The 25,500-nt window shown below is 64.4% G+C and carries 26 protein-coding genes; 10 read left to right on the top strand and 16 right to left on the bottom strand.

Going from position 1 to position 25,500, the window contains the following annotated elements; all coding sequences use genetic code 11:
- Positions 1-43 precede the first annotated feature (43 nt).
- Positions 44-526 carry a YybH family protein gene (locus D3872_RS13515; protein ID WP_119811257.1) on the top strand — a complete coding sequence of 161 codons (483 nt, stop codon included), beginning with the start codon at positions 44-46 and terminating at the stop codon, positions 524-526.
- 26 nt (positions 527-552) lie between these two features.
- Here the strand turns inward: D3872_RS13515 and ruvB are convergent, their stop codons facing one another.
- The 9 genes from ruvB to tyrS all read right to left on the bottom strand — a co-directional run bounded on the left by ruvB (position 553) and on the right by tyrS (position 8,570).
- A complete protein-coding gene (gene ruvB / locus D3872_RS13520) occupies positions 553-1,617 on the bottom strand; it encodes a Holliday junction branch migration DNA helicase RuvB (RefSeq protein ID WP_119811258.1) in 1,065 nt (354 codons plus the stop codon).
- A gap of 103 nt (positions 1,618-1,720) precedes the next feature.
- Positions 1,721-2,299 (bottom strand): Holliday junction branch migration protein RuvA, encoded by a 579-nt coding sequence (gene ruvA / locus D3872_RS13525; RefSeq protein WP_119811259.1) that lies wholly within the window; start codon positions 2,297-2,299, stop codon positions 1,721-1,723.
- 18 nt (positions 2,300-2,317) lie between these two features.
- Positions 2,318-2,854 (bottom strand): crossover junction endodeoxyribonuclease RuvC, encoded by a 537-nt coding sequence (gene ruvC / locus D3872_RS13530; protein ID WP_119811260.1) that lies wholly within the window; start codon positions 2,852-2,854, stop codon positions 2,318-2,320.
- A gap of 120 nt (positions 2,855-2,974) precedes the next feature.
- Positions 2,975-4,561: a bifunctional phosphoribosylaminoimidazolecarboxamide formyltransferase/IMP cyclohydrolase gene (gene purH, locus D3872_RS13535; RefSeq protein WP_119811261.1), complete on the bottom strand. Its 1,587-nt coding sequence runs from the start codon at positions 4,559-4,561 to the stop codon at positions 2,975-2,977.
- A 99-nt stretch (positions 4,562-4,660) separates the two neighbouring features.
- On the bottom strand, positions 4,661-4,894 hold the full coding sequence (locus D3872_RS13540) for a helix-turn-helix domain-containing protein (RefSeq protein WP_119811262.1): 234 nt from the start codon (positions 4,892-4,894) through the stop codon (positions 4,661-4,663).
- A gap of 92 nt (positions 4,895-4,986) precedes the next feature.
- Entirely contained in the window at positions 4,987-6,030 is a 1,044-nt protein-coding gene (gene dusB, locus D3872_RS13545) for a tRNA dihydrouridine synthase DusB (RefSeq protein WP_119811263.1), read from the bottom strand.
- A 137-nt stretch (positions 6,031-6,167) separates the two neighbouring features.
- Complete coding sequence (locus D3872_RS13550) at positions 6,168-6,812, bottom strand: histidine phosphatase family protein (protein ID WP_119811264.1); 645 nt, start codon at positions 6,810-6,812, stop codon at positions 6,168-6,170.
- A 46-nt stretch (positions 6,813-6,858) separates the two neighbouring features.
- On the bottom strand, positions 6,859-7,305 hold the full coding sequence (dtd, locus tag D3872_RS13555) for a D-aminoacyl-tRNA deacylase (RefSeq protein WP_119811265.1): 447 nt from the start codon (positions 7,303-7,305) through the stop codon (positions 6,859-6,861).
- Entirely contained in the window at positions 7,302-8,570 is a 1,269-nt protein-coding gene (tyrS, locus tag D3872_RS13560) for a tyrosine--tRNA ligase (RefSeq protein ID WP_119811266.1), read from the bottom strand. The genes dtd and tyrS overlap by 4 nt, the downstream gene beginning before the upstream one ends.
- Before the next feature lie 176 nt (positions 8,571-8,746).
- Here tyrS and D3872_RS13565 point away from each other — a divergent pair, with 176 nt between their 5' ends.
- A complete protein-coding gene (locus tag D3872_RS13565) occupies positions 8,747-10,120 on the top strand; it encodes a M23 family metallopeptidase (protein ID WP_119811267.1) in 1,374 nt (457 codons plus the stop codon).
- A 71-nt stretch (positions 10,121-10,191) separates the two neighbouring features.
- On the top strand, positions 10,192-11,313 hold the full coding sequence (locus tag D3872_RS13570) for an anhydro-N-acetylmuramic acid kinase (RefSeq protein ID WP_119811268.1): 1,122 nt from the start codon (positions 10,192-10,194) through the stop codon (positions 11,311-11,313).
- Positions 11,314-11,316: 3 nt separating this feature from the next.
- On the opposite strand, the gene erpA is transcribed toward D3872_RS13570, so the two are convergent.
- The 5 genes from erpA to rplM all read right to left on the bottom strand — a co-directional run bounded on the left by erpA (position 11,317) and on the right by rplM (position 14,482).
- On the bottom strand, positions 11,317-11,679 hold the full coding sequence (gene erpA / locus D3872_RS13575; protein ID WP_119811269.1) for an iron-sulfur cluster insertion protein ErpA: 363 nt from the start codon (positions 11,677-11,679) through the stop codon (positions 11,317-11,319).
- A gap of 52 nt (positions 11,680-11,731) precedes the next feature.
- Entirely contained in the window at positions 11,732-12,133 is a 402-nt protein-coding gene (locus D3872_RS13580) for a bactofilin family protein (RefSeq protein ID WP_119811270.1), read from the bottom strand.
- Positions 12,134-12,239: 106 nt separating this feature from the next.
- Positions 12,240-13,289 (bottom strand): N-acetyl-gamma-glutamyl-phosphate reductase, encoded by a 1,050-nt coding sequence (gene argC, locus D3872_RS13585; RefSeq protein WP_119811271.1) that lies wholly within the window; start codon positions 13,287-13,289, stop codon positions 12,240-12,242.
- 362 nt (positions 13,290-13,651) lie between these two features.
- Positions 13,652-14,044: a 30S ribosomal protein S9 gene (rpsI, locus tag D3872_RS13590; protein ID WP_119811272.1), complete on the bottom strand. Its 393-nt coding sequence runs from the start codon at positions 14,042-14,044 to the stop codon at positions 13,652-13,654.
- Positions 14,045-14,053: 9 nt separating this feature from the next.
- Positions 14,054-14,482 (bottom strand): 50S ribosomal protein L13, encoded by a 429-nt coding sequence (rplM, locus tag D3872_RS13595; RefSeq protein WP_119811273.1) that lies wholly within the window; start codon positions 14,480-14,482, stop codon positions 14,054-14,056.
- 251 nt (positions 14,483-14,733) lie between these two features.
- Between rplM and D3872_RS13600 the strand changes: the two genes are divergently transcribed.
- The 4 genes from D3872_RS13600 to D3872_RS13615 all read left to right on the top strand — a co-directional run bounded on the left by D3872_RS13600 (position 14,734) and on the right by D3872_RS13615 (position 18,913).
- Positions 14,734-16,173 (top strand): alpha/beta fold hydrolase, encoded by a 1,440-nt coding sequence (locus D3872_RS13600; RefSeq protein WP_229459324.1) that lies wholly within the window; start codon positions 14,734-14,736, stop codon positions 16,171-16,173.
- A 337-nt stretch (positions 16,174-16,510) separates the two neighbouring features.
- Positions 16,511-17,242 (top strand): ABC transporter ATP-binding protein, encoded by a 732-nt coding sequence (locus D3872_RS13605; protein WP_119811275.1) that lies wholly within the window; start codon positions 16,511-16,513, stop codon positions 17,240-17,242.
- Positions 17,239-18,423: an ABC transporter permease gene (locus D3872_RS13610; protein WP_119811276.1), complete on the top strand. Its 1,185-nt coding sequence runs from the start codon at positions 17,239-17,241 to the stop codon at positions 18,421-18,423. The genes D3872_RS13605 and D3872_RS13610 overlap by 4 nt, the downstream gene beginning before the upstream one ends.
- Before the next feature lie 67 nt (positions 18,424-18,490).
- Positions 18,491-18,913, top strand: coding sequence for an OsmC family protein (locus D3872_RS13615; protein WP_119811277.1), 423 nt, complete (start codon positions 18,491-18,493; stop codon positions 18,911-18,913).
- A 3-nt stretch (positions 18,914-18,916) separates the two neighbouring features.
- Here the strand turns inward: D3872_RS13615 and coq7 are convergent, their stop codons facing one another.
- Both coq7 and D3872_RS13625 read right to left on the bottom strand, forming a co-directional pair.
- Positions 18,917-19,558, bottom strand: a complete 642-nt coding sequence (coq7, locus tag D3872_RS13620) for a 2-polyprenyl-3-methyl-6-methoxy-1,4-benzoquinone monooxygenase (protein WP_119811278.1) — start codon at positions 19,556-19,558, stop codon at positions 18,917-18,919.
- A gap of 31 nt (positions 19,559-19,589) precedes the next feature.
- The gene (locus D3872_RS13625) at positions 19,590-20,036 is read right to left on the bottom strand and encodes a hypothetical protein (protein ID WP_119811279.1); all 447 of its coding nucleotides are present in this window, start codon (positions 20,034-20,036) and stop codon (positions 19,590-19,592) included.
- A gap of 112 nt (positions 20,037-20,148) precedes the next feature.
- Between D3872_RS13625 and petA the strand changes: the two genes are divergently transcribed.
- The 3 genes from petA to D3872_RS13640 all read left to right on the top strand — a co-directional run bounded on the left by petA (position 20,149) and on the right by D3872_RS13640 (position 25,487).
- Positions 20,149-20,751, top strand: coding sequence for a ubiquinol-cytochrome c reductase iron-sulfur subunit (gene petA / locus D3872_RS13630; protein WP_119811280.1), 603 nt, complete (start codon positions 20,149-20,151; stop codon positions 20,749-20,751).
- 267 nt (positions 20,752-21,018) lie between these two features.
- On the top strand, positions 21,019-21,909 hold the full coding sequence (locus tag D3872_RS13635) for an ABC transporter ATP-binding protein (protein ID WP_119811281.1): 891 nt from the start codon (positions 21,019-21,021) through the stop codon (positions 21,907-21,909).
- A gap of 8 nt (positions 21,910-21,917) precedes the next feature.
- Positions 21,918-25,487 (top strand): ABC transporter permease/M1 family aminopeptidase, encoded by a 3,570-nt coding sequence (locus tag D3872_RS13640; protein ID WP_119811282.1) that lies wholly within the window; start codon positions 21,918-21,920, stop codon positions 25,485-25,487.
- The last annotated feature ends 13 nt before the right edge of the window (positions 25,488-25,500 follow it).

Consider the following 25,500-nt stretch of genomic DNA (forward strand, 5'->3'; position numbering starts at 1 on the left):
GCTAGAATCATCGCGCCTCCAACCACCGCACGGATCACGACCAATGAAACAGCTCCTGCTTGCCCCCTTGTTTTGCGCCGCACTTGCGGCCGCCCCGTGTTTCGCACAAACCCCGCCTTCAGTCCCCCTGCCCGCCGACATCGACCGCGTGCTGAAGGACTACGAGCGCGCCTGGTCCGCCAATGACGCACCCGCCCTGACGAACCTGTTCCTGCCGGACGGGATGGCGCTGCCCGGCGGCCAGCCGCCCGCGCGTGGCGCCGAACAAATCCGCAAGGCCTATTCCCATGGCGGCGCGATGCCGACCTACCTGCGCGCGATCGACTATGCGGTGTCCGGCGACATGGCCTACATCGCCGGCGGCTATGGCCCCGTCGCAGCGAAGGAGGACATGGGCAAGTTCGTCCTGGTGCTGCGCCGCGTCGACGGCCGCTGGCTGATCGCGGCCGACATCGAGAACGCCAACATGCAGATGCGTCCGGCCCCGCGCCCGGCGAAGGCAGCCGCACCGGCAGCGCAAGGCTGACCGGCGCCTTCCGAATGCGCTGAGGCTTATCCCTGCAGGCTGTCCCAGAGGTCGCCGGTCGGACCGGTTCGCGGCGCGGCGACGCCGAAGTGCTGGTAGGCCGCCGGCGTGGCCACCCGGCCGCGCGGGGTGCGCTGCAGGTAGCCCTGCTGGATCAGGTAGGGTTCGAGCACGTCTTCGATGGTATCGGCCGCCTCGCCGATGGCCGCCGCCAGGTTGCCGATGCCGACCGGCCCGCCGCCAAACTTGAACAATACCGCTTCCAGCAGCTTGCGGTCCATGACGTCGAAGCCGACCGAATCGACGTCGAGCATGGCCAGCGCGCGGTCGGCCATTTCCTTGGTAATTTCGCCGTTGCCCTTCACTTCCGCGTAATCGCGCACGCGCCGCAGCAGGCGGTTGGCGATGCGCGGCGTACCGCGCGCACGCAGCGCGATCTCGCGCGCGCCGTCATCCTGGATCGGCGCGTTGAGCAGCGCGGCGCTGCGGCCGACGATGCGGGTCAGCTCCGCCGCGTTGTAGAACTCCAGCCGCGCGACGATGCCGAAGCGGTCGCGCAGCGGGTTGGTCAGCATGCCGGCGCGGGTCGTGGCGCCGACCAGCGTGAACGGCTGCAGGTCGATCTTGACCGAGCGCGCGGCCGGGCCTTCGCCGATCATCAGGTCGATCTGGTAGTCCTCCAGCGCCGGGTACAGGATCTCCTCGACCACCGGCGACAGGCGGTGGATCTCGTCGATGAACAGCACGTCGTTGGCTTCGAGGTTGGTCAGGATCGCGGCCAGGTCGCCCGGCCGTTCCAGCACCGGGCCGGAGGTCTGGCGCAGGCTGACGCCCATCTCGCGCGCGATGATGTGCGCCAGCGTGGTCTTGCCCAGGCCCGGAGGCCCGAACAGCAAGGTGTGGTCGAGCGCCTCGCCGCGCTTGCGCGCGGCAGAAATGAATATTTCGAGCTGGCCGCGGATCTTTTCCTGGCCGACGTATTCGTCAAGCTGCTTCGGGCGCAGCGCGCGTTCGATCGCCTCCTCGTTGGGCGAGGCAGGCGTCGAGGCGATGATGCGTTGCTCGCTGAAATCGTCGGTCTGGATACTCATTGCGTAATCTCGGAAAAAAACATTTCTGGCTCGGGTACGGAAGCCTGCCTTGCAAGGCAGGCCCGTTCCGCAGGGGCGCGGCATGCCGCGCCAATTCCCTGCTTCACCCCCTTGACAGCGCCTTGAGCGCGAACTTGATGCCGTCGGAGACGGACGAGCCCGCCGGCAGGTTCTTCAATGCGGACGTGGCTTCCTTGTCAGAATACCCCAATGCCAGCAGGGCGTTGAGGATGTCCGACTGGGAATCGTCGCGCGGCGCTCCGGCAACGGCACCGACGTCCGCACCCAGCTTGCCTTTCAGCTCGAGCAACAGGCGTTCGGCGGTCTTCTTGCCGATGCCCGGCACCTTGACCAGCCGCCCCGCTTCCTGCAGGGTCACGGCCTGGGCCAGGTCGGCGATCGTCATGCCCGACAGGATGGACAGCGCGGTGCGCGCGCCGACGCCGCTGATCTTGATCAGCTGGCGGAACACGGCGCGTTCGTTGGCGTTGCCAAAGCCGAACAGCAGGTGGGCATCTTCGCGGATCGCCTGGTGGGTGAACAGCGCCACCTTTTCGCCGATACCGGGCAGATTGTAATAGGTGCTCATCGGCACATCGACCTCGTAGCCGACGCCGTTGCAGTCCACCAGCAATTGCGGGGGATTTTTTTCGAGCAGGATTCCGGAAATGCGACCAATCATCGTGAGCCTTGGAGAAATTTAAACGAGGCGGCCGCGCTTCATGCGCAGCCCGCCGAGCGACGGCGCCAGCGACTGGATCAGCGCCAGCGCGTCGACACTGTTGGCGTGGCAAATGGCGACGCCGAGGGCGTCGGCGGCGTCCGAACCGGGCAGACCGGGAAGGACCAGCAGGCGCGACACCATGTCCTGCACCTGTTCCTTGGCCGCCTTGCCGGTGCCGACCACAGCCTGCTTGACCTGCAGCGCGGTGTATTCCGCCACCGACAAATCCTGGCTGACCAGGGCGGTGATGGCGGCGCCGCGCGCCTGCCCCAGCAGCAAGGTGGATTGCGGGTTGACGTTGACAAACACCTTCTCGATGGCCGCGCAGTCGGGCCGGTAGGTGCGCACCACTTCGCCGATGCCGTCCAGGATGACCTTGAGGCGGGGCGGCAGTTCGCCTTCGCTACCGGTCTTGATGGTGCCGGACGCGATGTAGCGCAGCTTGCTGCCCTGCTTTTCAATGACGCCGAAGCCGGTCGTGCGCAGGCCTGGGTCGATGCCAAGAATAATCATGGACGAATGTTATACCGGGCGGCAACGCTTGTGGGGAAATACTGTGTAAAAACACAGTTGTGTAGCGGATTTTTTGAAGGGATGGGGGTCCCGCGCTTGGCGCGGAACCCCGGGTATTGCTTAGTGGCGGAAGTGGCGGGTGCCGGTGTACAGCATGACCACGCCGCGCTCGTCGGCCGCGTCGATCACTTCCTGGTCGCGCATCGAGCCGCCCGGATGGATCACGCAGGTCGCGCCCGCGTCGACGACAACGTCGAGGCCGTCGCGGAACGGGAAGAAGGCATCCGACGCCACAGCCGAACCGGCCAGCGACAAGCCGGCGTTCTGGGCCTTGATCGAGGCGATGCGGGCCGAGTCGATGCGGCTCATCTGGCCGGCGCCCACGCCCAGGGTCATGCCATTGCCGCAGAAGACGATGGCGTTCGACTTGACGAACTTGGCCACGCGCCAGGCGAACATCATGTCCTGCAACTGCTGCTGGGTTGGCTGCTTCTTGGTGACCACGCGCAGGTCGCCCAGGCCGACGTTCTTGGCGTCAGGGGACTGCACCAGCAGGCCGCCGCCGACGCGCTTGAAGTCGAAGGTGTTCTGGCCGTCGCCCAGCGGAATTTCCAGCAGGCGCACGTTCTGCTTGGCCGACATGGTCGCGCGCGCTTCAGCCGTGAACGATGGCGCGATCAGCACTTCGACGAACAGCTTGGCCAGCGCTTCGGCCGCCTTGCCGTCGACTTCGACGTTGAAGGCGATGATGCCGCCGAAGGCCGAGGTCGGGTCGGTCTGCAGGGCGCGGTTGTAGGCGTCGAGCGCATCGGTACCGATCGCCACGCCGCACGGGTTGGCGTGCTTGACGATCACGCAGCCGGCGCTCTGGCCGAGGCCGCCCAGCGACTTGACGCATTCCCACGCCGCATCGGCGTCGGCGATGTTGTTGTACGACAGTTCCTTGCCCTGCAGCTGCTGGTAGGCTGCCAGCGAGCCGGCGGCGGGCGCCAGGTCGCGGTAGAACGCGGCTGCCTGGTGCGGGTTTTCGCCGTAGCGCATGTCCTGTACTTTTTCGACGGTGACGTTGAGCGTCTGCGGGAAGGCGCTGCGGGTGGCGTGGGCCTTGTCTTCGCCCAGGCTGGTCAGGTAGTTGGTGATGGCGCCGTCGTATTGCGCGGTGTGCGCGAACACTTTTTTCGCCAGCATGAACTTGGTGTCGTAGCTGACCGCGCCGGCAGCAGCGCCGGTGCCCTTCATTTCCGCCAGCACCATGCCATAGTCGGACGGGTCGCACACCACCACCACGTCCTTGTGGTTCTTGGCCGCCGAACGGAGCATGGTCGGGCCGCCGATGTCGATGTTCTCGATCGCGTCTTCCAGCGAGCAGTCGTCCTTCGCCACGGTCTGCTGGAACGGATACAGGTTGACCACCACCATGTCGATTTGCGGGATGTTGTGCTCGGACAGCTTGGCGACGTGTTCAGGGAAGTCGCGGCGCGCCAGGATGCCGCCATGCACTTTCGGGTGCAGGGTCTTGACGCGGCCGTCCAGCATTTCCGGGAAACCAGTGTAGTCGGCAACTTCGGTCACCGGCACGCCGTTGTCCTGAAGCAGCTTGGCGGTGCCGCCGGTGGACAGGATGTTCACGCCGAGCATGGACAGCGCGCGTGCGAAGTCGAGCACGCCAGTCTTGTCGGAGACGGAGATGAGGGCTTGTTTGATCATATGAGTGGCCTGGTTGTTGAGTATTCGGTATGCATACACTGGCATTCGCTGGCGCGATGGGCTCGCGCTCGCCAGCACGGCCACCCAGTGCTAAACGGTTTACAGCAATCCGTGTTCTTGCAGCTTCTTGCGCAAGGTATTCCGGTTGATGCCCAGCATCTGGGCCGCGTGCGACTGGTTGCCTTCGGCACGCGTCATCACGACTTCGAGGATCGGCTTTTCCACCGTCAGGACGACCATGTCGTAGATGTTCGACGGTTGCTGTTCGCCCAGGTCATTGAAATAGTCTTCAAGGCTCTTCTGGACAACTTCCTGGATGCTTTCTTTGCTCATGTTCTTACTTGATCCCGCTGGTGATGAGTTTCCGCCTGCTGCTTTTGACGGCAGGGTCTGTCCCTTGGTGTTTTTCTTCTTGTAACGACTTTTTATGCTGCGAGTGCTAACCCGGCGTTTTCGCCGGCGGCGGAAACGTCCGCGGGGCGATATTGTAACCGCTCTCCATGACTATGTTGCGATTCGAAAAATTTATCTACAGCCAACAACTGTTCCACCGTGGATTCAAGCCGGTTCATTTGCTGGCGGAAATCTTCACCGCCGGGCAGGTCCTCGACGTACCAGCCAATGTGTTTTCGGGCGGTACGCACGCCGACGAATTCGCCGTAGAACGCATAGTGGGCCTGCAGGTGTTCGTTCATCAGCTGGCGCACCTCGTCCACGTAAGGCGCCGGCAGGTGCTCGCCGGTGCGCAGGTAGTGGTCGATCTCGCGGCAGATCCAGGGGCGGCCCTGCGCGGCGCGGCCGACCATGACGGCGTCCGCGCCGGTATAGTCGAGCACGAAGCGCGCCTTTTCCGGCGTGGCGATGTCGCCGTTGGCCACCACGGGGATGCCAACCTCGGCCTTGACCGCGCGGATGGTGTCGTACTCGGCGTCCCCCTTGTAGCCATCGGCGCGGGTGCGGCCGTGCAGGGTCAGCATCTGGATGCCGGCCTGCTCGGCGATGCGGGCGATGCGCAGCGCGTTCTTGTTTTCGCGGTTCCAGCCGGTGCGGAACTTCAGCGTGACCGGCACGTCCACCGCGCCGACCACGGCGTGCAGGATGCGCTCGACCAGGTCTTCGTGCTGCAGCAGCGCGGAACCGCACCAGCTGTTGCACACCTTCTTGACCGGGCAGCCCATGTTGATGTCGATGATCTGTGCGCCGCGGTCGACATTGAATTTCGCGCAGTCGGCCAGGTCCTGCGGATCGGCGCCGGCAATCTGCACCGCCTTCGGCTCCATCTCGCCCGCGTGGTCGGTACGGCGCGAACTTTTTTCGGTCGCCCACAGGCGCGGATTCGAGGCCGCCATTTCCGACACCGCATAGCCCGCGCCCAGCTCCTTGCACAGCTGGCGGAACGGGCGATCCGTGACGCCAGCCATCGGGGCGACGAACACGTTGTTGCGGAGAATATGGGGGCCGATTTGCACTGGTCGAGTTGGAAGAATGACGGGAACCTTTTATTTTAACCGATCCCCTGCTCAATTTATGAGCAGGTGTCGCGGGAGGACGACGAATTTAATTAAAAATTAACGGTCGTTCGTTAAATTTTGAACATTCGCGATGCTCAGGGCAGCTCGTCCAGCGCACCCTGCAGGTGGGCGACCTCGCCCCAGCTCGACAGCACCAGCTTGTCCGGCGTCGACGTGAAGCGGTTGATGCTTGCATTCATCACCTGGAAGCTGCGCGGGGTTTCCAGCGACAGGCCCTGGGCGTTGCGGTAGGCGCACTCGAGCACCCCGCCGTGCGCCACCACGGCCAGGGTCGCGCCCGGATGGGCCGCAGCCCAGTATAGGATGGCCCCGACCGCGCGTTCGTAGAACTGGCGGAAACTTTCGGCGCGCCGCTCGCCATCCGGCATCACGGCATCGATGTTGCGTGCTTGCCATGCGGCAAATTCGAGCGGATAGCGTTGCTCGATCTCGGCGTACAGCAGGCCTTCGAAGCCGCCGTAGCAGCGCTCGCGCAGCTGCGGGTCGGCCAGCACCGGCAAGCCGTGGCGGCGTGCGACCGCCTGCGCGGTCTGGCCGGCGCGCTGCAGGTCGCTGGCGATGACGGCGTCGATACGTTCGCCCGCCAGGGCGCCGGCCAGCGCTTCAGCCTGGCGCTCGCCTTCGGCATTGAGGGCGATGTCGATGTGGCCTTGCAGGCGGCGTTCGGCATTCCAGGCGGTTTCGCCGTGGCGTATTAATAGGATGCGGGTTTCTTGCATGAGGTTCCTGCGGGAATGTCCCGGGCTGGCTGCCCGGGCTGGCGACTTACTTCGGCTCGACCTGCAGCCAGAAGGTGACGGGACCGTCGTTGGTCAGCGAGACTTGCATATCGGCGCCGAACTGGCCAGTTTCGACTTTCGGATGCCTGGCGCGCGCGCCGCGCACGAAGTGCTCGAACAGGCGCAAGCCATCCTGCGGACTGGCGGCGGGGGTGAACGAGGGACGCGTGCCGGACTTGGTGTCGGCCGCCAGCGTAAACTGCGGCACCAGCAGCAGGCCGCCTTCGACGTCGGCCACGCTGCGGTTCATCTTGCCGGCATCGTCAGAAAACACGCGGTAGGACAGCAGCTTGGCCAGCAGGGCGTCGGCTTCGCGCTCGCTGTCGCCGCGCTCGGCGCAGACCAGCACCATCAGGCCGGGGCCGATGGCGCCGACGGTGTCGCCACCGACCGCCACGCTGGCCTGGGTCACGCGCTGCAACAGCCCGATCATGCGCTGAAGGTCACGCGCGCAAACTTGCGCTTGCCCACTTGCAATACGAAACTGCCGGCCTCGATCTTCAGCGCCTTGTCGCTGACCACTTCGCCGTCGATACGCACGCCGCCCTGGTCGACCATGCGCATCGCTTCCGAGGTGGAAGCGCACAGGCCGGCCTGCTTGAGCAGGTGGGCGATCGACAGTGGCGCGCCGGACAGGGCCACTTCCGGCACGTCGTCCGGAATGCCGCCTTTGGAACGGTTGACGAAGTCGGCCAGCGCCTGCTCGGCAGCGGCGGCCGAATGGAAGCGGGTGACGATTTCCTGGGCCAGGGCCACTTTGGCGTCGCGCGGATTCTTGCCGCCCTCCACCTCCGCCTTCAGTTGCGCCAGCTCGGCGATCGAGCGGAATGACAGCAGGTCGAAGTATCTCCACATCATGGTGTCGGAAATACTCATCAGCTTGGCGAACATGGTATTCGCCGGTTCGGTGATGCCGATGTAGTTGTTCTTGGACTTGGACATCTTCTCGATGCCATCCAGGCCTTCCAGCAGCGGCATGGTCAGGATGCACTGCGGCTCCTGGCCGTAGTCCTTCTGCAGTTCCCGGCCAACCAGCAAGTTGAATTTCTGGTCTGTTCCACCCAGCTCAAGGTCCGACTTCAAAGCGACGGAATCGTAGCCCTGCATCAAGGGATACAGGAACTCATGGACCGAGATCGGTGTCCCATTCTTGAAGCGCCGGGTAAAGTCGTCGCGCTCCATCATGCGGGCGACGGTGTAGCGCGAAGCCAGTTCGATCATGCCGCGCGCGCCCAGCGGGTCGGACCATTCGGAGTTGTAGCGGATTTCGGTGCGCGAGGCGTCCAGCACAAGCGAAGCCTGGCGGAAGTAGGTGGTGGCGTTTTCCTCGATCTGTTCGCGGGTCAGCGGCGGGCGCGTGACGTTGCGGCCGGACGGGTCGCCGATCATCGACGTGAAGTCGCCGATCAGGAAGATCACCTGGTGGCCAAGGTCCTGCAGCTGGCGCAGCTTGTTCAGCACCACGGTATGGCCGAGGTGCAAATCGGGGGCGGTGGGGTCCAGGCCCAGCTTGATGCGCAGGGGCTGGCCGGTCTTTTCGGAGCGCGCGAGTTTCTGCGCGAATTCGCTCTCGATCAGCAGTTCGTCGACACCACGCTTGGTAATTGCGAGCGCTTCCAGGACGGCATCGGTGAGCGGCAGCGGCGCCGTCGCCTGTGGTGCTGCGGTGTTTTTGGAAGGAGTTAGGGCGTCGGTCATGGAAGATATTAGCAAAATAGAAATGGTCCTACATTTTCAAAGGAATCGTCCTACAAGCTCAATAGTTTGATATACTGCTCGGTCACCACATCAATCTTGCCAGTCGAAAACACTCTCGCATAATAACAAAAATAGTAACCCCCGGTGTTCAAGCTGCAAATCTTTAACGGGATTGCATGAACCAAACAAATCAAATCACAGGCAAGCGCTTGACCAGCCTGCTGGGTACGACGCGAAAGGGGCGCATCCTCAGCGCCTCCGCGATCTTCCTCGCAGTATGTGCATTCGGCGCAGCCGGTGTCGCGCCTCTGGCTCCAGACGCGCCGGAAATCCCTCAGGTCTCGATCGCACAGGATCTCGAACTGCCTAACCTGGCAGACCAGATCGCTGCGCTTCAGGACGACGAACAGCAGTTCGTCCATGAGGAACGCGTCCGTGCCGGCGACACCCTCGCAGCCCTCCTGACCCGCCTTGGCGTCGACGATGCCGAAGCCGTCAAGTTCATCAAGAGCGACAAGCTGGCGCGCGGCGTCATGCAGCTCAAGAGCGGCAAGCGCGTCCAGGCCCGTACCGGCCAGGACGGCGAATTGCTGTGGCTGCGTACGACCGTGGTCGATGGCCGCGACATGCCTGTCAAAAACATCTCGATTTCGCGCAAAGGCGAGCGTTTCACGGCTGAGGAAACGCCGGTCAAGCTCGAGCGCCGCGTCGAAATGCGCGCCCGCGAGATCACTTCTTCGCTGTATGCGGCGACCGACGCCAACACCGACGGCAGCAAGCTGCCTGACGCGATCGTCGCCCAGATCATCGAAATGTTCTCGACCAGCATCGACTTCCGTTCCGACCTGAAACGCGGCGACCGCTTCAACGTGGTCTACGAAACGTTCTGGCAAGACGGCGTGATGGTGCGCGCAGGCCGTATCCTGGCCGGCGAATTCACCAACCGCGGCGTGACCCACCAGTCCGTGTGGTTCGAAGATCCGCACAGCAAGCAGGGCGGCGGCTACTACAGCCTCGACGGCAAGGCGCTGAAAAAGGCCTTCCTCAAGTCGCCACTGGCGTTCTCGCGTATTTCGTCCGGCTTCTCGATGCGTTCGCACCCGATTTCGGGCGTGTGGAAGGCACACAAGGGCATCGACTATGCAGCGTCGACCGGCACCCCGATCCGCGCAGTGGGCGATGGCGTGGTGTCGTTTGCCGGCGTCAAGGGCGGCTACGGCAACTTCGTCGAAGTCAAGCACTGGGCCAACTACTCGACCGCCTATGCACACATGAGCAAATTCGCTCCTGGCGTGCGCAACGGCACCAAAGTCAGCCAGGGCGACGTCATCGGCTACGTCGGCTCGACCGGCTGGTCCACCGGCGCCCACCTGCACTTCGAGTTCCGCGTGGCGAACCAGGCCAAGGATCCGAGCAAGGTTGCCATGATCCAGCAGGCTCCGCTGAACGCAGCTGAAATGGCGCGCTTCCGCATGGCTGCCGCCGACATGTCGCACCGCTTCGCGCTGCTGCGTCCATCGGGTGCAGGCGCTGCGATGGCCGCACGCTGATCTTTAGTACGTAATAATGTAGGGTGGAAAGGCGAACTTCGCTTTCCACCCTATTTTTTTGGGCAAACCTAATGAACAATACTTCCCACCTCTACATCGGCCTGATGTCCGGCACCAGCATGGACGGCGTCGACGGCGTGCTGGCCGACTTCGGCAACAATCAGATCACCACCCTGAAAGCCGCGTTCACCAGCTTCCCGCCCGCCCTGCGCAGCGAACTGATGGCGCTGCAGGCCAACAGCGACAACGAGATCGAGCGCGAAGCGATCGCCGCCAACCTGCTGGCCGCCTGCTACGCCGAATGCGTGGCCGCCCTGCTCCCGGATGCGCCCGGCCCTGTGGCCGCCATCGCCGTGCACGGCCAGACCATCCGCCACCGCCCCGAACTGGGCTTCACGCGCCAGACCAACAATCCGTCGCTGCTGGCCGAACTGACCGGTATCGACGTCATTGCCGACTTCCGCAGCCGCGACATCGCCGCCGGCGGCCAGGGCGCCCCGCTGGTGCCGGCCTTCCACCAGGCACAGTTCGGCGTCGCCGGACAGAACCGGGTGGTGGTCAATATCGGCGGCATCGGCAATATCAGCGTGCTGCGCGCCGACGGCCGCGTGACCGGCTACGACACCGGCCCCGGCAATGTGCTGATGGATGCGTGGATAGCGCGCCACCTGGGCAAGGAATACGATGCCGACGGCGCCTGGGCCGCGACCGGCAGCGTCAACCCCGCCCTGCTCGGCATCTTCCTGGACGAACCCTATTTCTCGATGCCGGCGCCGAAAAGCACCGGCCGCGACCTGTTCCACGCCGACTGGCTGGACGCGCACCTGGCGCGGTCGACGGTGGCACTGCCGCCGGAGGACGTGATGGCGACGCTGACGGCGCTGACCGCCTTCACGATCGCGCGCGCGATCCAGGATGAATCATCGGCCGAGGTGGATGCGGCGGCCGTCGCTACGGTGTATGTGTGCGGGGGCGGGGCGTACAACGGCACGCTGCTGCGCGAACTGGCGGCTGCGCTGGGAGGAAGGACGCGGGTGGAATCGACTGCGGTGCTGGGCGTGGCGCCCAACCGGGTGGAAGCGCTGGCCTTTGCGTGGCTCGGCTACCGCTTCACGCAGCGCGAGCCAGGCAACCTGCCGGCGGTGACCGGAGCAAAGGGCGCCAGGATCCTGGGCGCCCTCTACCCGGCCTGATGCTTAAACCGAGAACGACGAACCGCAGCCGCAGGTCGAGCTTGCGGTCGGGTTCTTGATGACGAACTGGGCGCCTTCGAGGTCATCCTTGTAATCGATTTCGGCGCCGACCAGGTACTGGTAGCTCATCGAATCGATCAGCAGCTGGACGCCATTCTTGACCATGGTGGTGTCGTCTTCGTTGACGATTTCATCGAAGGTGAAGCCGTACTGGAAGCCCGAGCAGCCGCCACCCTGCACGAACACGCGCAGCTTCAGGTCGGGATTGCCCTCTTCCTCGATCAGCTGGGCCACTTTGTCGGCGGCGCTGTCGGTAAAGATGATTGGCGCTGGCATCGCGTCCAGGTTTTCGACGACTGCATTCATTAGAAACTCCTACTTGGGAACAATTACGGTCATTATAGACCGTTGGGGCATCTCATGCTTCAGAGAGTGCTTCGGCCGCCGCCAGGTGAAACACCGGCTCGCCGGTTTGCATATGCGTCAACTGGCCGGTCACCATCGCGCCACCATGCATTTCCAGGGTCTTGTAGTGGACGTCCCCTACAATGCGGGCCTTCGGCTGCAATTCAAGCATGTCGGTCGAATATACCGGGCCGGCGATGTAGCCGTTGACGATCAGGTTGCCACAGCGAACCTCGCCCTCGATGCGGGCGTGCTCGGACACCACAAGCATGCTGTCGGTGCCGTCGGCCGCGATCACGCTGCCGTGCACCTCGCCATCGATGCGCAGGCCACCCGCAAAGCAGAGGTCGCCCTCGATACGGGCAGAGATGCCCACCAGACTATCAATTTCGCTTTTGGCGTTGCGACCGAACATGATGAGCCCCTTGTAAGTTACACCAGAAGATCTGGTTAATTTACCGTGCTCAACCTTGACCACGTTGACCTATGTCGTCCGACGGCAACGCCTACGATTTATAGCATTACGGCAACAGTGCGACCTGCTGCAACCCCGTCGTTTCCGGCAGGCCGAACATCAGGTTCATGCACTGGACCGCCTGGCCGGACGCGCCCTTGACCAGGTTGTCCTGGACCGCCAGGATGACCAGCATCTTGCCCGGTGCGCCATCCTGCTCGGGACGGTGCAGGGCCAGGCGCAGCATGTTGGAGCCGCGGGTGGAGCGGGTTTCCGGGTGCGAGCCGAACGGCATCACGTCGACGAAGTCGGAATCCTTGTAGGCGTCCTCGAACAGCTTTTGCAGTTCGTCGTTGCTGACATCCTTGGTCAGGCGCGCGTACAGGGTCGAGTGCATGCCGCGGATCATCGGCACCAGGTGGGGCGTGAACACCAGGCCCACTTTGTCGTCCGTGAAACGCTGCAGTTGAGCAACGGTTTCCGGCGTGTGGCGGTGGCCGGACACGCCGTAGGCCTTGAAGTTGTCGCTCGACTCCGAGAACAGGGTGCCGATCTCGGCCTTGCGGCCGGCGCCGGATACGCCCGACTTGGCGTCGGCGATCAGCGAGCCGGCGTCGACCAGGCCCGCTTTCAACAGCGGTACGAAGCCCAGCTGGATGGTGGTCGGATAGCAGCCCGGATTGGCGATCAGGCGCGCCGACTTGACCGCCTCGCGGTTCAGCTCGGGCAGGCCGTAGACGGCCTCTTCCAGCAACTCAGGGGCGGTGTGCGGCACCTTGTACCACTTCTCGAAGGCGGCCTGGTCTTTCAGGCGGAAATCCGCCGCCAGGTCGATGACCTTGACGCCGGCGGCCAGCAGTTCCGGCGCCTGGGCCATGGCGACGCCGTGCGGGGTGGCGAAGAAGACCACGTCGCACTGTTTCAGGTCGACCTTGTCGGGAGCGGAAAACGCCAGGTCGACGCGGCCGCGCAGGGAGGGGAACATTTCGGCGACAGGCAAGCCGTCTTCCTTACGCGAAGTAATCGCGGTCAGCTTGACGTCCGGGTGGACGGCCAGCAGCCGCAGCAACTCCACGCCCGTATAACCGGTACCGCCGACGATGCCAACTTTGATCATGTTCGTTCCTTCAAAAAAAATGGTGGGGCAAGCCCGACAAGATGATAATTTTAACAGCGCAGCAAATTCCCTGCCGCACCGCCACCGATCCCAATTGGGGTCAGACCCCAACACCTTTTGCAACATTTCTTAAATCGGGGTCAGACCACCATTTTCGCAACGCTGAATGTTTCGAAAATGGTGGTCTGACCCTGGTCTGACCCCGATAAAAAACTGAATGTTTCGAAAATGGTGGTCAACGTGACCCGGTCTGACCCCAATAAAAAAATATTGCGGGATGGAAGGCCCAAAATGCAAAAAGCCGCGGGCTTCGCAGCGCGCGGCTTTTTGAATGCAGCGCCGGAGCGCTGCCAGTGAAACGATTAACGCTTCGAGAATTGCTTTGCGCGACGTGCTTTGCGCAGACCAACTTTCTTACGCTCGACTTCACGTGCGTCACGAGTAACGAAGCCGGCACGTGCCAGGTCGCCCTTCAGTGCTGCGTCGTAATCGATCAGTGCACGGGTGATGCCGTGACGAACCGCGCCAGCCTGGCCGGACTCGCCACCACCGTGAACGTTAACCTTGATGTCGAAACGCTCGACGTTGCCGGTCAGTTCCAGCGGCTGACGGATGACCATCAGGCCGGTTTCGCGCGAGAAGTACTCGGACGCTGGCTTGCCGTTAACGATGATTTGGCCAGTGCCAACCTTGATGAACACGCGAGCGACTGCACTCTTGCGACGGCCGGTGCCGTAATTGTAGTTACCGATCATGTCAGCTCCTTAGAGAACGAGTGCTTTAGGTTGCTGGGCCGCGTGCGGGTGGGAACCTTCCGCGTACACTTTGAGCTTCTTGATCATCGCGTAGCCGAGCGGGCCCTTAGGCAGCATGCCCTTGACGGCTTTCTCGAGAGCACGGCCTGGGAAACGCTGTTGCATTTTCAGGAAGTTGGTCTCGTAGATGCCGCCTGGGTAGCCGCTGTGACGGTAGTAGGTCTTCGCGGTTGCCTTGGTGCCGGTCACGCGCAGTTTGCCTGCGTTGATGACGACGATGAAATCGCCGGTGTCGACGTGAGGAGTGAATTCTGGCTTATGCTTGCCGCGCAGTCGGCGTGCCACTTCGCTGGCAACACGTCCGAGGACCAAGTCCGTCGCGTCAACCACGAACCAATCGCGCTGGACTTCGTGTCCTTTAGCGGAAAAAGTTTTCATGATGACTTCCTAATATTAAATCGCTCAAATGGTGGTTCCGCCTTCGCTACCAGCGGACTCTGCCTTATTTACTTTTCCTGAGCAAACGGAAAGCCGACGATCATACCGCGCCTGCCCCTGCCGAGTCAAGGCTGGTTCCAGACAGGTGTCGCATGAAGGCACAGGCCGCTAAACTTGCCCTCCGGCCAAAGTTGTTGACGGTGAAAACAATGTCAATTTACTATGGCTGCGCCCACATACCAGGAGTCTTTGTGAAATTCCGTACCCGCCTCACCGCGCTGCTTATCCCCCTCCTACTGTCCGCCCCGCTTGCCCATGCCGCCGCCGCCGCCAACGCCGGCCGCAGCTGCCACCTGCCAGGCACCGACGAGGCGATGCGCTGTATTAAAGTGCCGGTGCCCGTCGATTACGCCAGGCCGGACGGCGCCAAAATGGACATCCACGTGACCCTGGCGCCCGCCTTCCGCGAGTCGGCCCGGCCCGACCCGCTGTTCATCCTCGCCGGCGGTCCCGGCCAGGCCGGCAGCGACCTGCTCGACATGGTGGAGAACACCTTCCGCCGCGTGCGCGCCACCCGCGACATCGTGTTCATCGACCAGCGCGGCACCGGCCTGTCGGGCAAGCTCGATTGCCCCAGCAAGCCGGAACACGAGACGATGAACGACGACCAGCTCGACGCCGAAATCCGCAACTGCATCGCCGCCCTGGGCAAGCCGTACGCCGCCTACACCAGCGCCAATGCCGCACGCGACCTCGAACAGGTCCGGCGCGCGCTCGGCTACGGCAAGGTCAATATCTGGGGCGGTTCCTACGGCACCCGCCTCGGCCAGGCCTACGCGCGCGCCTTCCCTGGCGCCGTGCGCGCCCTGGTGCTGGACGGCGTGGCCGCGCCCGACCAGGTGATCCCGGTCGGCGGGCGCGATGGCCAGGCCGCGCTCGACGGGCTGTTCAAGGCCTGCGCACGCGACGCCAGCTGCAACCAGGCCTTCCCTGCGCTGCGCGCCGAATTCGACGCGCTGGTAGCCCGCCTCGGCGCCGGCCCGATCGAAGTGTCGGTGGCCGATCCGCGCACCACGCGGCCCCTGAAAACCCAGATGACGCGCGACCGCTTCCTCGGCACCGTCCACAGCGTGCTGTATTCGCCGCTCGACAGCCGCCGCCTGCCGTTCCTGATCCACAGCGCTTCCCAAGGCCGCTGGGCGCCCTTCATCGCGCGCCGCAACGTGATGGGCGACTTCGCGGTCGACGGCCCGATGGCGCTGGTGCTGCACATGGCCGTCATCTGCGCCGAAGACTACCCGCGCGTGACGCCCGCGATGGCGGAGGAGGACGCGCGCGCCTCGCAGCTGACGGCGCACCTGCTCAACCGCCTGCAGGACGTGTGCAAGGCGGTCGGCGCGCCGGCGGTGCCGTATGCGGCGCCCACCCGCATCGACGCGCCGGTGCTGATGCTGTCCGGCGCGCTCGATCCGGTCACGCCACCGCGCCGCGCCGAAGCAGCCGGCAAGCACATGGCGAAAGCCCGGCACGTGGTGGTGTCGAACGCCGGCCATGGCATCTCGCCGCTCGGCTGCGCGCCGCGCCTGCTGCGCGCCTTCATCGACCAGCCGGACCAGAAGCTCGACGCCACCTGCCTTGCCGAGATCCCCGCGCCCACCTTCCAGGTCGGCAGCGCCGGCCCCCACCCTTAACGCAGAGGCAGACTTGACATCCTCCCCTTCGTGAACGAAAGGGGATTCCCACTGCTGGCGTCTGATGCCCCAGACGGAAGCCGGGCTGAAAGAGCCCAGCTTCTTATTCAATCCGCAGGATATCTCTCGACCTCGCCTAAGGCGACTGCGGATTGGAAAAAGCGGTACTAGTAAATCATGCCCCAGCGCGTAATCGCATACTGAAGCATTTAAGGAGTTTGACCGTGGACCAACACCAAAGTTCAAAACATTTTTTCACTTTAACGGCTGCGGGCGCTTTGCGCCCGGCTCCTTTCACTCCCTGCCCTGAAGTACAGGGTTTCTCGGAGCAATTCTGATGATTGAAGTAAGCGACGTACGCAAACATTTCGGTACGGTCCAGGCGCTGGGCGGCGTATCGTTCACGGCCCGCGACGGCCAGATCACCGCGCTGCTCGGCCCCAACGGCGCCGGCAAGACCACCCTGCTGCGCCTGCTGGTCGGCCTGCTCAAGCGCGACCAGGGCAGCATCGCCATCGGCGGCGTCGACCCGGCGCTCGACCCGATGGCGGTACGCGCCAACATCGGCTTCCTGACCGACCAGTTCGGGCTGTACGAGCGCCTCACGACGCGCGAATTCCTGTCCTACTTCGGTGAGCTGAACGGCATGGGCGGCGCCGCCCTGCGCCAGCGGATCGAGGAGGTGGCCGACCTGCTGTCGATGGAGGACATCCTGCATCGCCGCACCAAGGGCTTCTCGCAAGGCCAGCGCATCAAGGTGGCGCTCGCACGTTCGCTGCTGCACCGTCCGCGCCACCTGCTGCTCGATGAACCGAGCCGCGGCCTGGACGTGATGAGCACCCGCGCCCTGCGCCACGCGCTCAATGCGCTGCGCAAGGAAGGCTGCTGCGTGCTGATGGCAACCCACGTGATGCAGGAAGTGACCCACCTGTGCGACGACGTGGTCGTCATCGCCAAGGGCCATACCGTGGCCCAGGGTTCGCCCGAAGAACTGTGCCGCCGCACCGGCATCGCCAACCTCGAAGATGCATTCGTCAGCCTGGTAGGCGAAGAAGGGATCGCCGCATGAAGCCGAAGTTCCTGGTCGTTTTCCTCAAGGAGTTCAAGGAGACCCTGCGCGACAAGCGCTCGCTGCTGCTGCTCGCCCTGTTCGCGCTGATGTACCCGGTGATGCTGGGCTACATGCTGAACCAGCAGATCGAACGCGCCACCCGCCCCGAGCGCGAAGGCATGGAACTGGCCGTGATCGGCGCGGCCCAGGCGCCCAACCTGATGGCGCAGTTCAAGCAGAAGAACATCACGGTGCAGCAGATCGAGCCGATGGACGAGGACGCCATCGGCGAACTGCTGCGTTCGCGCAGGGCGGTGGCGGTGCTGCGCATCGGCGACAAGTTCACCGAGAACTACCAGGCCATGCGGCCGGCCCAGGTCGAGCTGTGGTTCGATTCCGCGATCGACAACGGCCCGCGCCAGCGCGACATCGACCTCGTGCTGCGCGAGTACAACGCCGACATCGCCGGCGCGCGCCTGCTGGCCCACGGCGTGTCGCCAGTGGTGATGTCGCCGGTGAAGGTGCAGCGCTACGACACCGGCAGCACCGCCGCACGGTCGGCCGGCCTGATCGGCGCCATCCTCGGCTTCCTGTTCTTCCCGGCCTTTATCTGCGGCCTGTCCGCCGCGGTCGACAGCACCGCCGGCGAGCGCGAACGGCGCTCGCTGGAAGTGCTGATGGCGCAGCCGGTACGCCCTTCCGAACTCATTATCGGCAAGTGGCTCACCTCCGGCCTGCTGGCGGTGATCGGCATCACGCTCGAACTGGCGCTGGCGCATGCGATCCTCAGCTGGCTGCCGCTGGAGGAAATCGGCATGGTCTGGCGCGTCACCTCGTTCGACCTGGCGATGGTGTGCCTGGCGTCGGTGCCGCTGTCGATGCTGGCCGCCTCGGTGCATATCGCGCTGGCGATGAACGCCAAATCGTTCAAGGAAGCCCAGAGCATGGCCAGCATCGTGGTGCTGCTGCCGATGATTCCGGGCGTGGTGGTGTCGATGATGGAGCTCAAGACCGCGATGTGGATGTACGCGGTGCCGATGCTGTCGAACCAGACCCTGTTGCGCGAAATCGCCAAGGGCGGCGACATGGGCGTGGCGCCGTTCGTGCTGACCTTCTTCTCGTCGCTGGTGCCGGCACTGGCCGGCGTGGCGTTCGCATCGTGGCGCCTGCGCAGCGAGCGCTACGTGCTCGCGGTCTGAGCCCGGCCCCCTGCGCCGAATCCTGCCCTCCCTTACAATATGCCCAACATATTTCGAGGGAGGTGTCATGGAAGTGAAAGTCAGCTGGAACGGCCCTTCGGGCATGAGTTTCCGCGCAGAGACCGGGTCCGGCCACATGGTGGCAATGGACGGCGCGCCGGAAGGCGGCGGCCATAACCTGGCGCCGCGCCCGATGGAGATGGTGTTGCTCGGTACCGGCGGCTGCACCGCCTACGATGTGGTGCTGATCCTGAAACGCGGGCGCGAACAGGTCGAGGGCTGCGACGTCACGCTCAAGGCAGAACGCGCCGACACCGACCCCAAGGTGTTCACCCATGTGCACTTCCATTTCGTCGTCAGCGGCAAGAACCTCAGGCACGCCGTCGTCGAACGGGCGGTCAACCTGTCGCACGACAAATACTGCTCGGCCTCGATCATGCTGGCCAAGACCGCGCAGATCACCCACACGTTCGAGATCGTCGAAGTATAAGCGTCAGATGTAATAGGCGGTGGTGGTCATGACCCTGGACATGGCCGTCATCGCGGCCTTGACCGGCATCGGCGTTTCGGCCGCGCCCAGCGCCTGCGCCGCGGCGCCGTGCGCTACTTCGTCGGCGCGCATCTGCTCGACGATCGCGCGCGACTTGGCGTCCTGTACCGGCAGCAGGTCGAGGTGGCTGTTCAGGTGCGCCTCGACCTGGCGTTCGGTTTCGACCACGAAGCCCAGGCTGCGCGCGTCGCCCAGCTTGGCCGCGACCGTGCCGATCGCGTAGGCGCCCGCATACCACAGGGGATTGAACAGGCTGGGCTGCGAACCCAGTTCGGCCAGGCGCTGCGCGGTCCATGCGAGGTGGTCTTCTTCCTCGCGCCCGGCCTGCTCGAACTGCGCCCGCATCTCGGGCGTTTTGGCGAAGCGCGCCTGCGAGTCGTACAGGGCCTGGGCGCACACCTCGCCTACGTGGTTGACCCGCATCAGGCCCGCGCTGTGGCGCTGCTCGCGCTCGTCGAGCGCGGCATCGGCCGCATGGGCTGCGGGGTTCGGGCGCGACGAGGTGGCGACGCCGCCGATCACGCGCAGCGCCTTGTCGACGCCGATGATCAGGTGGTCGATTGGATTGTGTGAGCGCAGTTGCATGGCCGTGTTCCCGGATAGTGTGAAAACGGCATTATAAGACGTCGCGCGGGACCGGCGCGCCCGCTTCCGGCAGCTTCTGGCGCTCGATCCAGTCGAGCACCGGGCCGGCGATGTCGATGCCGGAAATTTTCTTCGCCACCGACAGGTTCAGCGACAGCAGGAAGGGGATACTGTCGACCGGCACCTCGGGGCAGTGCTCGGCGAACGAGGACAGGAAACGCTTCGATTCGAGTACCGGAACCAGCTTGGCTCCGCTCATAAACTGGAGTACGCTTGTAATCGTGTGGCCGCGCCCGATCGACTGGTAGATGAAGCGGTTGTAGTCGCGGTCGACCTTCTTGAAGTCGATCGCCTCGTTAGTCATCAGTGCGGCAAGGTAATGGAGGCCCAGCGCGACGCGAAAGAAATTGGTCGCTTCGACGGCGCTCTGGCCGCGGCGGGTTACCGCGAGCACATTTTCTTTAATGACAGTATCCATTCGGCCATTATCCACATTTTCCGCGCTCCCGGGCAGGGGCATTGCAACAGTTTGCCCCGCCGCTTGTCTAACCTTGGAACGCTTGTCTTTGGCGAACCGGAAGAGGCACAGCATGCACACCACCCCACTCAGCTATCGGCCAGAGCGCCGGCACTTCCTGACCATCACCACCGCGGCGGCGGGCGGGCTCGGGCTCGTCGCCACCGCGGTCCCCTTCATCAAGAGCATGTCGCCCAGCGAACGGGCGCGCGCGGCCGGCGCGCCGGCCGAGCTCGACGTCAGCACCATCGCGCCGGGTTCGCTGGTCACGGTCGAATGGCGCGGCAAGCCGGTCTGGGTGCTGCACCGCACCAGCGCGCAACTGGCGGCGCTGGGCGGGCATGACGGCGACCTGGCCGATCCGCAGTCGAAGGAGCCGGAGCAGCCCGCCTACGCGGCCAATGCCACGCGCGCCCTGAATCCGGAATTCCTGGTGCTGACGGCGATCTGCACCCATCTCGGGTGCATCCCCAGCTACCGCCCGGACGCCGGTGCGGCCGACCTGGGCGACGACTGGCCGGGCGGCTTCTACTGCCCCTGCCACGGCTCCAAGTTCGACCTTGCCGGGCGCGTGTTCCGCAATGTCCCGGCCCCGCGCAACATGGAGGTGCCGTCGTATGCCTTCGAAGGCAGCAAGCTGGTGATCGGGATTGACCCGACCGACAAGGCGCCTTGAGTTGCCGCGTGTGGTCAATTTCCTCCCCTGTCGCCCAGGGGCGGGAATGCCGCACGCATCGCATCCCCAACCAGCCCACACCCCGCCTGCCTCATTTTTGTGCAGACACCCGCCCTTCCATTCCCCCGATTCGTCACTCTGTTCCAGTCAAAGCGCCGTGCATCGCAATGGGCCGCCATACCGGCCGTAAATTTAATACAATGCAACTATCACAAAAGTATGACAACCGCATTGCCGGTTACGCAAGGTTACAGGAGCAAAGTCAGCATGGAATTAAGGATTCGCAATTTGTCCAAGACCTACGCCAATGGCGTGGTGGCGCTGGACAAGGTCACCCTGACGATCCCCACCGGGATGTTCGGCCTGCTCGGGCCCAACGGGGCCGGCAAGTCGACCCTGATGCGCATCCTGGCCACGCTGCAGGAATGCGATTCCGGTTCGGTGTTCCTGGGCGATATCGACGTGCTCGACGAACAGGACGAGGTGCGCCGCCTGCTCGGCTACCTGCCGCAGGACTTCGGCGTCTACCCCAAGGTCACCGCCTACGAGCTGCTTGACCACTTCGCCATCCTCAAGGGCCTGTCCAACCGCGCGCGCCGGCGCGAGGTGGTCGACGGCCTGCTGCAGCAGACCAACCTGTTCGACGTGCGCCACCAGCGCCTCGGCGGCTTCTCGGGCGGCATGCGCCAGCGCTTCGGCATCGCCCAGGCGCTGCTGGGCGATCCACAGCTGATCATCGTCGACGAGCCGACCGCCGGCCTCGACCCGCAGGAACGGGTGCGCTTCCACAACCTGCTGTCCGACATCGGCGAGGACAAGACGGTCCTGCTGTCGACCCACATCGTGTCCGACGTGGCCGACCTGTGCTCCAACATGGCCATCATCAACAAGGGCCACGTGCTGCTGTGCGGCGAGCCACAGAAGCTGATCGAGGACATCGGCGACAAGATCTGGGAGCGCTTCGTGGCGAAAGCCGACGTGGCCGCGTTCCAGAAGCAGCACTCGGTGATCTCGACCCGCCTGCTGACCGGGCGCACCCTGATCCGGGTGTACGCCGACCGCGCCCCCGGCGACGGCTTCGAGCCGGCCATCTGCGATCTCGAAGACGTGTACTTCGCCACCATCGCCGGACGCCATACCGCGGCCAGCAACTGCTAGGGGCAGTCATGCTGGCAATCGCACTGTTCGAAGCCCGGCAGCGGCTCAAGCTGCTTTCGACCTGGGTCTACTTCGCCATGTTCCTGGCGCTGGCGATGCTGTGGATGGCGGCCGCCGGCGGCGTGTTCAAGGAGGTGCAGGTCATCTTCGGCGGCAAGGTGTTCATCAACGCGCCGCGTTCGGTGGACATGACGGTTGCCTTCCTCGGCTGCCTCGGGGTGGTGGTGGTGGCGGCCGTGATGGGCCGCTCGGTCCAGCAGGACTTCGAGTACGACATGCACCACTTCTTCTTCAGCGCCCCGATCGGCAAGGCGGCCTACGTGTTCGGGCGCTTCCTGGGCGCCTACCTGACCCTGGTGATCGTTTTCTCCAGCATCGTGCTGGGCGCCTGGCTCGGCACCTACATACCCGGCATCGAGCCGGAGCGGCTCGGCCCCGTCAACCTGATGCTGTACCTGCGCCCGTTCGTGCTGATGCAGGCGCCGAACCTGTTCATCTTCGGCGCCATCTTCTTCGTGCTGGCCGCGCTGACCCGCCGCATGATGCCGGTGTACGTGGCCAGCGTGGTGATGATGGTCGGTTACATCGTGGCGCCCTACCTGGCGCGCGACCTCGATTACAAGACCCTGGCCGCGCTGATCGATCCGTTCGGCACCACCGCCCTGATCCGCATGACCGAATACTGGACGGTGGCCGAACGCAACGTGCGCGTGATCCCCTTCGAAAGCGTGTACCTGCTCAACCGCGCGATCTGGTCCGGCTTCGCGCTGGTCGTGCTGCTGCTCGGCTACTGGCGCTTCCACTTCATCAGCGCCGCCGACAGCGGCCGCGCCAAGGGCGGCGAGAACGACATGCCGGTGCAGCTCAGCCAGGTCGCCGCCGACACCCGCGAAAAACCCGACTTCGCCAACCGCAGCCTGCTGCTGCTGCTGGCCCGTTCGAGCTGGCTGAACCTGCGCGAGTCGACCAGGAATGTCTACTTCGCCGTGATCGTGCTGGCCTCGGTGCTGACGGTGTTCGCCAGTTCGCTGAACATGGGCGCCATCTACGGCACCAGCACCTACCCGGTCACCTACCAGGTGCTGGAACTGATCGGCGAGACCTTCTCGCTGTTCATGCTGATCGTGACCACCTTCTACGCCGGCGAAATCGTCTGGCGCGAGCGCGAGGCGCGCGTGGCGCCGATGCTCGACGTGATGCCGGTGCCGACCTGGGTGCGCATGCTGGCCAAGGTATTCGCACTGGTCGGCCTGCAGGCGCTGATGCTGTTCGTGCTGATGCTGTGCGGCCTCTTGATCCAGGTGTTCGACGGCTACTTCGCCTTCGAGCTTGGCCTGTACGTACAGACGCTGTTCCTGATCGAGCTTCCGCAGTGGGCAATGGTGGCGGTGCTGGCGATCACGGTGCAGGTACTGTTCAATCACAAGTACGTGGCCTACTTCGCGATGATCGTCTACTACGTGGCGACGATCACCTTCTCCTCGCTTGGCCTCGACCACCCGATGATCTTGTACGGCACCTCGCCCGACTTCGTGTATTCGGCCATGAACGGCTTCGGCCACTACCTGGCGCGCGAGCGCTGGTTCGAGCTGTACTGGGGCGGCTTCGCGCTGATGCTGCTGGTGCTGTCGCTGGTGTTCTGGCCGCGCGGCTGCAACGACGAATTCGGCAGCCGCCTGCGCATGGCGCGCCGCAACCTGAGCACGCCGGTGCTGGCCACCTTCGCCATCGGACTGGCCATCTTCCTCGGCGCCGGCGGCCTGCTGTACTACAACCTGCATGTCGCCAACGACTTCCAGACCGCCTGGCAAGCCGACCAGCAGCGCGCCGACTACGAACAGCGCTACAAGCCGCTGGCGGGCGCGCCGCAACCGCGCATCACCGATGTCGACCTGCGCGTCGACATTCGCCCGGAGAGCCGCAGCCTGCACGTGCGCGGACGCTACCAGCTGGAGAACCGCACCGGCAAGCCGGTCAGCCAGGTGATCGTCAACCAGGATCGCCGCGCCGACCTCAGGGTGCGTTTCAGCCAGCCGGCGCGCGCGGTGCTGACCGACCGCGACCGCGGCGTCTACCTGTACCTCCTGGCCGCTCCGTTGCAGCCGGGCGAGCGCATCGCGATGGACTTCGAACTGGCCTACACGCCGAAGGGCATCCTCGGCCTGGGGCTGGACACGCCCGTGATCGGCAACGGCACCTTCTTCAACAAGGACGCGCTGCCGGGCATCGGCTACATGCGCTCGATCGAGCTTTCCGATGAGCGCGACCGCAAGCGCCACGGGCTGGCGCCGCGCGAGCGCATGCTCGCGCGCGACGACCCCAAAGGCCGCGCCGACAGCTATATCAGCTCCGACGCCGACTGGATCAACTTCAACGCCGTGGTCAGCACCAGCCCGGACCAGGTGGCGATCGCCCCCGGCACGCTGGAAAAGGAATGGCTGGACAAGGGGCGCCGCTACTTCCACTACAAGATGGACAAGCCAATCCTGAACTTCTACGGCTTCCAGTCGGCGCGCTACGAAGTGCGGCACGACCGCTGGCGCGACGTGACCATCGATGTGTACTACCACGCCGCCCATGCCTACAACCTGGACCGCATCGTCAAGGGCGTCAAGGCGTCGCTGGAGTACTACTCGGCCAACTTCAGCCCCTACCAGCACAAGGTCGTGCGCGTAGTCGAATTCCCGCGCTACGCCACCTTTGCGCAGTCCTACCCGGGCACCATCCCGTATTCGGAGAACATCGGCTTCATCGCCAAGGTGGACGACCAGGATCCGAAGGACGTCGACTATCCGTTCCACGTGACCGCGCATGAAATGGCGCACCAGTGGTGGGGCCACCAGCTGGTGGGCGCAAACACGCGCGGCGCCACGGTGCTGTCGGAAACGCTGTCGGAGTATTCGGCGCTGATGGTGATGAAGAAGACCATGGGCGAGAACAAGATGCGGCGTTTCCTGCGCTATGACCTCGACCGCTACCTGATGGGCCGCGCGCTGGAGAACCGCAAGGAGATGCCGCTGGCGCAGAACGAGAACCAGGACTACATCCACTACCGCAAGGGCGGGCTGGCGATGTACCTGCTGCAGGATGTGCTGGGCGAGGACAAGGTCAACGGCGTGCTGCACAAGCTGCTGGCGGACCACGCCTTCCACGGCGCGCCCTACCCCGGCGTCGATGTGCTGACCAGCGCACTGCGCCAGGTCGCGCCGCCCGAATATGCCTACCTGATCGACGACCTGTTCGAGTCCATCGTCCTGTACGAGAACCGCGCCACCTCCGCCACCGCGCAGCGCCGCGCCGACGGCAAATACGCGGTAACCGTGAGCGCCTCGGCCACCAAGATGCGGGCCGGCGAACTGGGTGAAGAAAAGGAAGCGCCGCTGAAGGACGTGATCGAATTCGGCGTCGACGACAAGGACGGCAGGCCGCTGCTGCGCGAGCGCCGCATCGTCGGCAGCCGCGATGTGACGGTGACGCTGATCGTGGGCGGCCGCCCGGCCCGGGCCGGTATCGATCCGGACAACAAGCTGATCGACCGCAAGCCAGCTGATAACATGATGCAGGTCGAGTACCGCTGATACCCTCACACAA

This window comes from Massilia cavernae, assembly GCF_003590855.1.
Lineage (GTDB): Bacteria > Pseudomonadota > Gammaproteobacteria > Burkholderiales > Burkholderiaceae_D > Telluria_A > Telluria_A cavernae.